The organism is Geothermobacter hydrogeniphilus (genome assembly GCF_002093115.1).
In the GTDB taxonomy this organism is placed as follows: domain Bacteria; phylum Desulfobacterota; class Desulfuromonadia; order Desulfuromonadales; family Geothermobacteraceae; genus Geothermobacter_A; species Geothermobacter_A hydrogeniphilus.
In genome coordinates this window covers 66,407-75,813 of sequence record NZ_NAAD01000011.1, presented here as the reverse complement: position 1 = coordinate 75,813, position 9,407 = coordinate 66,407, and the positions used below count along the sequence as shown (strand labels likewise).

The window sequence follows — 9,407 nt, the reverse complement described above, 5'->3', positions numbered from 1 at the left end:
CCTGGACCGATAGGGGGGCGATTCATGTTATGCTGAGCCGATAAAGAAGATCGGGCTGCCGGACGGCGCGCCGTATCGAGACTTATTCGGGCCTGGCGCCCCTTTTTTCGGAGTAAAGTTCCTTGAAAAAACTGATTATTTTCCTGCTTGTCTGGGTTGTCGCCGTTGTCAGCGGTATCGTTGGGGTCAAAGTCTACAAGCAGCATCAGGTCAGCAAGTATGCCGTCGAGGCTGTCCCTTACGTGAAAAAAGTTGTTCCCGAGATTTCGCAGTGGGATCCCGATACCATCCGCGGCCTGATGACCGAGCAGACCCTGGCGTCCCTCAGCCCGGAGAAGTTTTCCCGGATTATCGAGATTTTTTCCCAGATGGGCGAACTGCAGTCGATGGAAGAGCCGGTTTTTGTCCAGACTGATTCCCTGCCGACAGCCGGTGGGGGAAACCAGACCCAGGTAAGGTATACGGTGAAGGCCCGTTACCGTAAAGGGGATGCGATACTGACCCTGAATCTGGCCGATGAACCGGATGGATTCAAGGTCGCTTATTTCAATCTCAGCTCCGCGGTCCTGACGCAGAAGTGAGTTCTGTCGGCCACGCCGCGTGTTGCCCCCTGTCGCCTTGAATGTACGGCTTCAGGTTATTCAAACTGCCGGCGAAATGCCGTAAAATCATTCTTCAACTCATCCAGCTCCCGGCGCAGGTCGGCAAGTTGCTGCTCAAGGTTGTCGATCCGTTGCCGGCTGTCACGTGCCTGCAGAACGGCAGGCGCGTCGGTTGTCGGTTCGGCTTCGATGTCCGGCTTCCCCGCCAGCAGCTGCGTCAGTCGTTGTTCTTTTCGCCCCGGTTGTCGCGGCAGACGCGTCAGCAGGGGAGCTTCCCGATCGAGCAATTCGTTGATAACCACCTCGATTTCCGCCAGCGTGGTGAAAGAGTGCATGCGGCTCGCCCGTTGTCGCAGTTCGCCCGGCGTCTGGGCTCCGCGCAACAGCAGCTCTGTCAGGATGGCCAGTTCTGCCGGAACCAGGTTGAATTTGCCGTCCAGATTGTGGGCGTATTTGGCGACTCGGCCGCCGTCGCCTGAGAGAATCACCAGTCCGAGCGGACGCAGGGTTTCGATCGCTTCGGCGACATCCTCTTCGTTCAACTGCATGAGGGGATCGCGGTTTGATTTCTGGTTGCAGGCATTGACCAGAGCGTTGAGGCTCAAGGGATAGTAGTCGGGAGTGGCGAGTTCTTTTTCGGCCAGGCAGCCGAGAACGCGGATTTCAATCGGATTCAGTTGCCGAAGCATGGTGGTGCCTCCTGTCTGCGGATCGGTCGGAGTGGAGATTGTTCAGAATATCCAGACTATGCTAGCGAAAAGGACAGATGGTAGGGAAACTCTTTTTGCGGGACCATGCTTTTTTTGCTAATATCCGGAAGCCGTGGTTCACTGATTCCACAATATACAGGAACCGCGATGTCAGCTGGCCCCTGCCCGGAGTCCACGGGTGTCATTCGACCTGTCGCCGTCCCCGGTGCCGGAGGCAGGTTTTCGAAGTAGAGGGAATCCGTTGAGTTCGACTCCGCCGTCAGAGTCAGTTTCTCCCGACCTTCAGCAGCGGCTGCGGGAACTCGAAGAAAAAGAGCGTCGTTATCACGCTCTGTTCAACGGCACCTTTCAACTCTCCGGAACGATAAGTTGTGACGGTATTCTCACCGACGCCAATTCCTCGGCCTTGAGGCTTGTCGGTGCCGAACTTGCCGACGTGGTCGGTCTTCCTTTCGTTGAAACCCCCTGGTGGTCCCATTCCCCGGTAGAGCAGCATCGACTGCGGGAAGGAATCCGGGCTGCCTGCCAGGGGGAATTCGTTCGTTTTGAAACCAGTCATGTCGACGGTCAGGGGCAGCGTCATTACATCGATTTTTCCCTCAATCCGGTCTTCGATTCCAACGGCGAGGTCGGTTACCTGATTGCCGAAGGGCGGGATATCACCGCTCATGAGGAGGCCTCGCGTGAGCTGCTGCGGCTGAAGAATCTCTATGCCGTTCTGTCCCGTGTCAACCATGCCCTGCTGCACGCCCGTGATGAGGGTGCCCTGCTGCAGACGATCTGTGAAATCGCGGCCGGTCAGGAAGAGATCCCCCTGGCCTGGATCGGTTTCCGCCAGGACGGCTCAACCCGGATAGAACCTCTGGCCTGGGCGGGAGAGGCCCTGGCGGCCATCCATGATTTTTTTCTCGACATTGATTGTTCCGAGCCGGTCCCGGGCAGCCTGACATCGATTGAAAACCGTCCGCTGGTGATCGACAGCCTGCTCGATGAACCGGGATTTCTTCCCTGGCGGGACATCCTGAAACACTACCGACTTTTTTCCCTGGCGGCATTCCCCTTGTCGCGGCGTGGCGACGAGATGGAAGGGATTCTGGTTGTCTATGCCGGGACGCCCGGCTATTTTCACGGGGGCACGCTCGGACTGTTCGAGGAGATGGCTCAGAATACCTCCTATGCCCTCGGGGTTTTTGCCCGGGAGCAGGAGCGCAGGCGGGCTGAAGAGGCCCTGACCCGCAGTGAAAGCCGCTACCGGGAACTGGTTGAAAACGCCAACAGCGTGATCCTGCGCCTTGACCCGCAGGGACGGGTCACCTTTTTCAATGAATTTGCCGAACGGTTGCTCGGTTTCGACCGCCAGGAGGTTCTCGGTCGTCCGGCCTGGGAAACCTTCGTCCCGGTGACAGATGATTCGGGACGAAACCTCAAACGCATGCTGGAACAGCTGCTGCTGCGTCCCGAGGACTACCGCTATAACGTCAATCAGAATCTCTGTCGTGACGGCAGCAGGGTCTGGATCGCCTGGACCAACAAGGTCATCGAGGATGATACTGGACAGGTGCGGGAGATCCTCAGCATCGGTCATGATATCACCGCCGAACGACAACAGGCCGAATTGCTGGAACGCAAGGCGAGCGAAGAGGAAATTCGCAACGCTCTGCTGCGGCTGGCGCTGGAGCCGATCTCCCTGCAGGAGTTTCTGCAACAGTCCTTGCGGCAGATTGTCCTCGCGCCCTGGCTCGGACTGTTGCCTCAGGGGGGGATTTTTCTCTGTACCGGTGACGGTCGGGAAATGTTTTTGGCGGCTGATTATCATTTCACGGCGGAACAACGCGATGTCTGTACCCGGGTTCGGTTCGGCGAACATCTCTGCGGCAAGGTTGCCGCTGAATGCCGTGCCTATTTCGGCGAACAGCTTGAGGAACCCTTTGCCCGCCTGCTGAACAACCCGAAACAGGACCAGAATGTCCTGCCCCTGCTGGCCGGCGACGAACTGCTTGGAGTCCTGACGGTCTACCTGCCGACCGGTCGGCCGCGGGATGTGTTGTCAGAGGCCTTTCTCTCCGGCGCAGCCGATATCCTTGCCATCGGCATTTCCCGCCGCCAGACGGAGATGACCCTGCGCCAGCATGACGCGTTGATGCAGCGCCTGATCGACACGATTCCGATTCCCATCTACTACAAGGATACCGAGCTGATTTATCAGGGCTGCAATGATTACTTCGCCCGCGACATCCTTGCTCTGCCGAAATCGGCAATCGTCGGCAAGAACATGTACGACATCGCCCCGGAAGACCTGGCACGGGTCTATGAAGAGGCCGACCTGGAATTGCTGCGCTCCGGAGAGACCCAGGTCTACCACACCGAAGTCCGTTATGCCGACGGCTGTCGCCACGGAGTGATCATTCACAAAGCGGTCATTATGCGTGAGGATGGAACCCCCTACGGTATTGTCGGCGCGATTCTCGATATCACCGAGCACCAGAAACTGCAGGAACAGCTGCGTCATGCTCAGAAGGTCGAGGCCCTGGGGACCCTGACGGGGGGCATTGCCCATGATTTCAACAATATTCTTACCGCCATCATGGGGTATGCCAGCATTCTGCAGTTGAAGTTGGCCCGTGACAGCGAGATGGGCGTGATCGTCAACCAGATACTCGATACGACGGAGAAAGCCGCCAACCTGACCTATTCACTGTTGACCTACAGCCGCAAGCAGGTGGCCAAGCCGAAGGCGATCGATATCAACCAGGCGATTTGCGGCATCGAAACCATGCTCCGACGGGTGCTGCCCGAAACCATCGAGTTTGCCACGCGGCTCTGTGAAGAGACGCTGATGGTTCTTGCCGATCAGCCGCAACTGGAGCAGGTGCTGGTCAATATGGCGACCAATGCCAGGGATGCCATGCCGTCAGGCGGGCGATTGGAAATTCGCAGTGAAGCTCTTGTCATCGATGAGTCTTTTGTCCGGCAGCAGGGCTTCGGTGCGCCCAGCAATTATGTACGACTGACGGTTTCAGATAACGGAGAAGGGATTCCGGAAGAGATCGTTGATCGGATCTTCGACCCCTTTTTCACCACCAAGCAGGTGGGTCGCGGGACCGGTCTCGGGCTTTCCATCAGTTACGGGATTATCAAGCAGCATCACGGGCATATCCGGGTTGAAAGCAAGCCAGGCAAAGGAACGGTCTTCAGTATTTACCTGCCGTTGACCGAGCATGACGGGACGGCGGCGGAAGAGACGGCCCGGTTGCTGCCGGTCGGTGGTTCCGAGTTGATACTGGTGGTTGAAGATGACGATGCCGTGCGGCAGGTTTCCAGGGCGGTTCTGGAAGAGGTTGGGTACAAGGTTCTGGTTGCCGCGGATGGACAGGAAGCGCTGGATCTCTACCGGCAGCGGGGAAGTGAAATTGACCTGGTTTTGACCGATATCATCATGCCGCGGATGACGGGGCTGGAACTCTTTCAGGAAATTCGCAAACATGATCCCGCAGTCAGGATCCTCTTTACCAGTGGTTACACGTTCGACGCACTGGAGGATCACGGGATTGAAGAAGGGGAGGTTGATATTATTTTCAAGCCGGTTGCGCCCCTGGAACTTCTCGACGGTATCCGCAGGCTGCTCGATGGAAGCAAATCCGGCTAGCGGATCGTGACACCGGATTCTTCAGCCGGCTGTCAATCTCCGCGTTTCAGTCTCAGGGTGGAAAATTCTTTCAGCATCCTGTTTTCAACCAGTTCGCAGCCGAGTCGTTGATAGGCCTGGCGGACATCAAAGTTGTATTCCCAGAGGATTCCCGACAGCAGCAGGTGTCCTCCGGGCTTGACTCCTGCCACCAGTTGGTCGGCGAGATCGAGCAGCAGGTCGCCGTAGATATTGGCCACCACCAGGTCGAAAACTTCACCTTTGAGGCTTGCGAGCGTCCCGGTAACGAGGCGGACCCGTGTCCGCAGGTCGTTGAGGTCACAGTTATGCTCACAGGTCCGTATCGCCCCCGGACTGATGTCGACGCAGACCGCTTCGTCGGCACCGAGTTTCAGCGCGCCGATGGCCAGGATGCCGGTTCCGCTGCCGAGATCGAGCAGCCGACTGCCGTTGATTTCGGGCATCCTTTCCATCATTTCGAGGCAACTGGCCGTGGTTTCGTGTTCACCCGACCCGAAGGCCCCCTTGTCGATGATCAGCTTGATACGATGGTCAGCCGGGGTGGGAAGGCCGGGCTTGACAATGCGAAAAAGATTCCCGATTTCAAATTGATCGCTGGTCATGGTTGATCCTTTTTCGAGCTTCTGGCCGGGGATTGAAAACGTCGGGCTCCCCCGGCTGAGCCAAAATGTCCAGATGCAAGGACAACGCCGCAGATGGACGTTTTTCATCAGCCTGTTACTACAGGCCGCAGGCGTGCAGGATGATCAGCATCAGGGTGTAGCTGAACATCGACAGCAGGGTGGTGTGCATGACAATGGTGCCGGCCAGTTCCGCGTCTCCCTTCAACTCCGCGGCCATGATGAAGTTGGCGGTGGCGGCCGGGGCGCCCGCCAGGAGCAGGCCGACGGCCAGGTCAAGTCCGCGGATACCCAGGGAAATCAGCACCAGGGCGGTGAGTGCCGGCATCAGCAGCAACTTGACCAGGCCGGCCATGCTCGCCAGGCGGATGTCGCCGCGCAGGCGCCGCAGGGAAAAGGATCCGCCGATGGCCATCAGCGCCAGGGGCAGGGTCATGCCGGTCGCGATGTGCAGGGTGCTGACGAGCAGCCGCGGCAGGGGCAGTTCGGCCAGGCTCCAGAGAATACCGGCCGCGGAAGCGATAATCAACGGGTTGAGCAGGATCTGTTTCAGCCAGGATTTCAGGCTGAGTCCCCCGCCATTGTTGCGATGCGGCAGGGTGAGGACGGTGATGGAGCCGAGATTGTAAAGCGGGACCAGGAATCCCATCAGGATTCCGGCCCGGGTCAGACCGTTTTCACCATAGGCATTGAGGACCATCGCCAGTCCCATGTAGGCGAGATTGCCGCGGCAGGCCCCCTGGCTGAAAACACCACGGGCCGCCGCCGGCAGTCCGATGATGCCGCTGGCGAGATAAGTGACGCAAAACAGCACCACCGCCACCGCCATGCAACCGAGGACCAGGACCGGATTGAAGTTGGCGAAAAAGTCAGCCGTGCCGATTTTATAGAAGAGCAGCAGTGGCAGGCAGACATAATAGACCAGCCTATTGACGGTGGCGAGGAACGGCGCATCGATGAGTTCGATGCGCCGCAGGAAGAAACCGAGGGCAATAACCAGGAAGACCGGCAGGACAATATTTATGATATCGATAAACAGTTGCATGAGGCGCTCCGCGGCGCAATATAACTCGAACGCGGGTGGCAGGTCCACATCTTTTGCCCCCGTATTTTTGGCAAACGGGCCGAAAATACTTGCACTTTAGAGGTTCATCGGGAACAATCCGATCATGCGTGCCAATCATCTGTTGCGACTTTGCATCCTGGTTTCCCTGGTTGGGGCGGTCACTGCCCTGCATTACCTGACCACGACCAACCTGGACGAGTTTCACGACATCTATCGTCGGCTTTATTACCTGCCGATCGTGCTGGGTGGAATCTGGTATGCGATTCGCGGCGGGGTCGCCACCTCGCTGTTGATTTCCATTCTGTACGCCCCACACGTGATTTTCCAGTGGGGGCATCATCCGGCAACCAACCTGGAGCAGTACCTGGAAATCCTGCTCTATAATGCCATCGGCCTGTTGACCGGAGTTCTCAGTGCCCGTGAACAGGCCCAGTCGATGCGTTACCGCAAAACGGCTGAACGACTCGAAGAAAGCTATTCCCGGTTGCGTGAGCAGGCCGATCAACTGCTGGAGGTTGAAGAGCAGTTGCGTCGTGCCGACCGACTTTCGGCGTTGGGTGAACTGTCCGCCGGGCTGGCCCATGAAATCCGCAACCCCCTCGGATCGATTCGCGGCACGGCCGAAATTCTGCGCGATGGTATCCCGGATGACAGTCCCCATCAGGAATTTGCCGCTATCCTGATCAAGGAAGTTGACCGTTTGAACCAGGTGGTGCAGGATTTTCTCGATTTTGCCCGTCCGGGCAAAATCGAGGCGGGCCGGGTTGATCTGAACCAGATGGTTGACGAGGTTCTCGCCCTGTCCGGACGGATGCTGCAGAAAAGCCGAACCGAGCTGCAGGTGGACAAGGCGAGCATCCCCAGTTGCCGGGGGAATGCCGAACAGTTGAAGCAGGCGTTGCTCAACCTGGTCCTCAACGCGATGCAGGCGATGCCGGACGGCGGTATACTTCGGGTGACAACCGGGCAGAAGGGCAATCAGCTCTTTATCGCCGTCAGCGACAGTGGCCAGGGGATTTCCGCGGACATGCAGAACCGGATTTTCGATCCGTTTTTCACCACCCGGCGTGAAGGGACCGGTCTCGGCCTGGCGATTTCCGGCCGGATTGTCCGTGGTCATGGCGGCCGGATTGATGTCAACAGTGAACCGGGGCGGGGTGCGACTTTTACTCTTTCTCTGCCCTGTTCCGAATCGATGGAGTAGGTGATGTCACAGATCCTGGTTGTTGATGATGATGATTCCCTCCGGCGGGTCATTGAATTTCAGCTTTCCCAGGCCGGTTATCGGGTTGCCACCGCCGAGGACGGTCACCGCGGGCTGGAATTGTTTCGCCAGCTGCAGCCGACCCTGGTGATCAGTGATGTGCAGATGCCCGGCATCTCCGGCGATGATCTGCTGGCCGCGATCCGTGCCGAGGCTCCGGAAACCATGGTGATCATGGTGACCGCCTTCGGTACGGTGGAGAAGGCGGTGGAAGCGATGCGCGCCGGAGCGCATGACTATCTCACCAAGCCCTTCTCCCGTGACGCCCTGCTGCTCTGCGTGGAACGGGCGCTCACCTTCCGCGGCCTGGAAAAAGACAACCGCCGGTTGCGCGAAGAGTTGCGCGGCCAGCAGGCGCTGGACAGCCTGATCGGTGTTTCCGAGTCGATGCAGGAGGTCAAGCGGATGATTTCCCGGGTCGCCGCCAGTGAGGCGAGCGTCCTGCTGCTGGGCGAAAGCGGCACCGGCAAGGAACTGGTCGCCCGCGCCATCCACCAGGGGAGTGGTCGGGCTCATGAGCCTTTCATCCCGGTCAACTGCGCCGCCATTCCTTCTGAACTGCTGGAGAGTGAACTTTTCGGCCATCTCAAAGGGGCCTTTACCGGAGCGGTCAAGGATCGCCAGGGGAAATTCATCCAGGCCGACGGCGGGACCATCTTTCTGGATGAGGTTGGCGACCTGCCTCTTGATCTGCAGCCGAAGCTGCTGCGGGTGTTGCAGGAAATGGAAGTCGAACCGGTCGGCGGCGTGGCGCGCAAAATCGATGTGCGGGTGATCGCCGCCACCAATCTCGACCTGCAGACGGCTATCGCCGAAGGCCGTTTTCGGGAGGATCTCTATTACCGCCTGGCCGTGATTCCGATCCAGCTGCCCGCTCTGCGACGGCGTCCGGAAGATATCGCCCTGCTGGCAAGACACTTTGTCGCGCGCTATGCCGGCGGCCAGGAGGTTGATATCGATCCGGAAGTTCTCGATCGGTTCAGGGCGTACCGTTGGCCCGGCAATGTCAGGGAGCTTGAAAACAGCATCGAGCGGATGCTGGTCCTGCGACGTGGTGAGAGTCTCGGGGTCGATGATCTCCCTCCCGCCATTCTCCACCCTGACAGCCCTGTATCGGGAAACGTGCTGCAGTTGCCGGAGGAGGGCTATCCCCTCGAACAGCTGGAAAAGGAAGCAGTGATGCTGGCCCTTGAGCGATGCGGGGGAAACCAGTCGAGGGCGGCCCGATTCCTCAGTATCCCCCGGCATGTTCTTCTGTACCGGATGGAGAAGTTCGGGATTAAATAAGGATGGCGTCGCAAAAACTCACCAGCAACTGCGTTACTGCGCTTGTCTCGCTGCTTCGACGTACGTAAGTACGCCTCATTGCTCGATAAACGCGCGCCTTGCTGCCGGCGCTTTTTGCTTAGCCAACAACATGTTTGCTTTCTTGCGAAAGCATCAATAAGGATGTGAGATGGTGGTTGACTCCTGCCCCG

The 9,407-nt window shown here is 58.4% G+C and carries 7 protein-coding genes; 4 read left to right on the top strand and 3 right to left on the bottom strand.

Features of this window, described 5'->3' with window-relative positions:
* Nucleotides 1-122 precede the first annotated feature (122 nt).
* Complete coding sequence (locus B5V00_RS09815) at nucleotides 123-581, top strand: hypothetical protein (RefSeq protein ID WP_085010614.1); 459 nt, start codon at nucleotides 123-125, stop codon at nucleotides 579-581.
* A gap of 56 nt (nucleotides 582-637) precedes the next feature.
* Here B5V00_RS09815 and B5V00_RS09810 read toward each other — a convergent pair whose 3' ends face one another.
* Nucleotides 638-1,291, bottom strand: coding sequence for a YceH family protein (locus B5V00_RS09810; RefSeq protein WP_085010613.1), 654 nt, complete (start codon nucleotides 1,289-1,291; stop codon nucleotides 638-640).
* 262 nt (nucleotides 1,292-1,553) lie between these two features.
* Between B5V00_RS09810 and B5V00_RS09805 the strand changes: the two genes are divergently transcribed.
* A complete protein-coding gene (locus B5V00_RS09805; RefSeq protein WP_139800724.1) occupies nucleotides 1,554-4,958 on the top strand; it encodes a PAS domain S-box protein in 3,405 nt (1,134 codons plus the stop codon).
* A gap of 32 nt (nucleotides 4,959-4,990) precedes the next feature.
* Here B5V00_RS09805 and B5V00_RS09800 read toward each other — a convergent pair whose 3' ends face one another.
* Nucleotides 4,991-5,581, bottom strand: a complete 591-nt coding sequence (locus B5V00_RS09800; RefSeq protein WP_085010611.1) for a 50S ribosomal protein L11 methyltransferase — start codon at nucleotides 5,579-5,581, stop codon at nucleotides 4,991-4,993.
* A gap of 118 nt (nucleotides 5,582-5,699) precedes the next feature.
* A complete protein-coding gene (locus tag B5V00_RS09795; protein ID WP_085010610.1) occupies nucleotides 5,700-6,644 on the bottom strand; it encodes an AEC family transporter in 945 nt (314 codons plus the stop codon).
* 124 nt (nucleotides 6,645-6,768) lie between these two features.
* On the opposite strand from B5V00_RS09795, the gene B5V00_RS09790 reads away from it, so the two are divergent.
* Nucleotides 6,769-7,869: a two-component system sensor histidine kinase NtrB gene (locus B5V00_RS09790; RefSeq protein WP_085010609.1), complete on the top strand. Its 1,101-nt coding sequence runs from the start codon at nucleotides 6,769-6,771 to the stop codon at nucleotides 7,867-7,869.
* On the top strand, nucleotides 7,870-9,216 hold the full coding sequence (locus B5V00_RS09785; protein WP_139800723.1) for a sigma-54-dependent transcriptional regulator: 1,347 nt from the start codon (nucleotides 7,870-7,872) through the stop codon (nucleotides 9,214-9,216).
* Nucleotides 9,217-9,407: the final 191 nt, after the last annotated feature.

Bases quoted from the DNA above. Each gene is read 5' to 3' on its own strand.
- B5V00_RS09810 (WP_085010613.1), bottom strand. From the start codon at position 1,291: ATGCTTCGGCAACTGAATCCGATTGAAATCCGCGTTCTCGGCTGCCTG.
- B5V00_RS09800 (WP_085010611.1), bottom strand. From the start codon at position 5,581: ATGACCAGCGATCAATTTGAAATCGGGAATCTTTTTCGCATTGTCAAG.
- B5V00_RS09795 (WP_085010610.1), bottom strand. From the start codon at position 6,644: ATGCAACTGTTTATCGATATCATAAATATTGTCCTGCCGGTCTTCCTG.
- B5V00_RS09790 (WP_085010609.1), top strand. From the start codon at position 6,769: ATGCGTGCCAATCATCTGTTGCGACTTTGCATCCTGGTTTCCCTGGTT.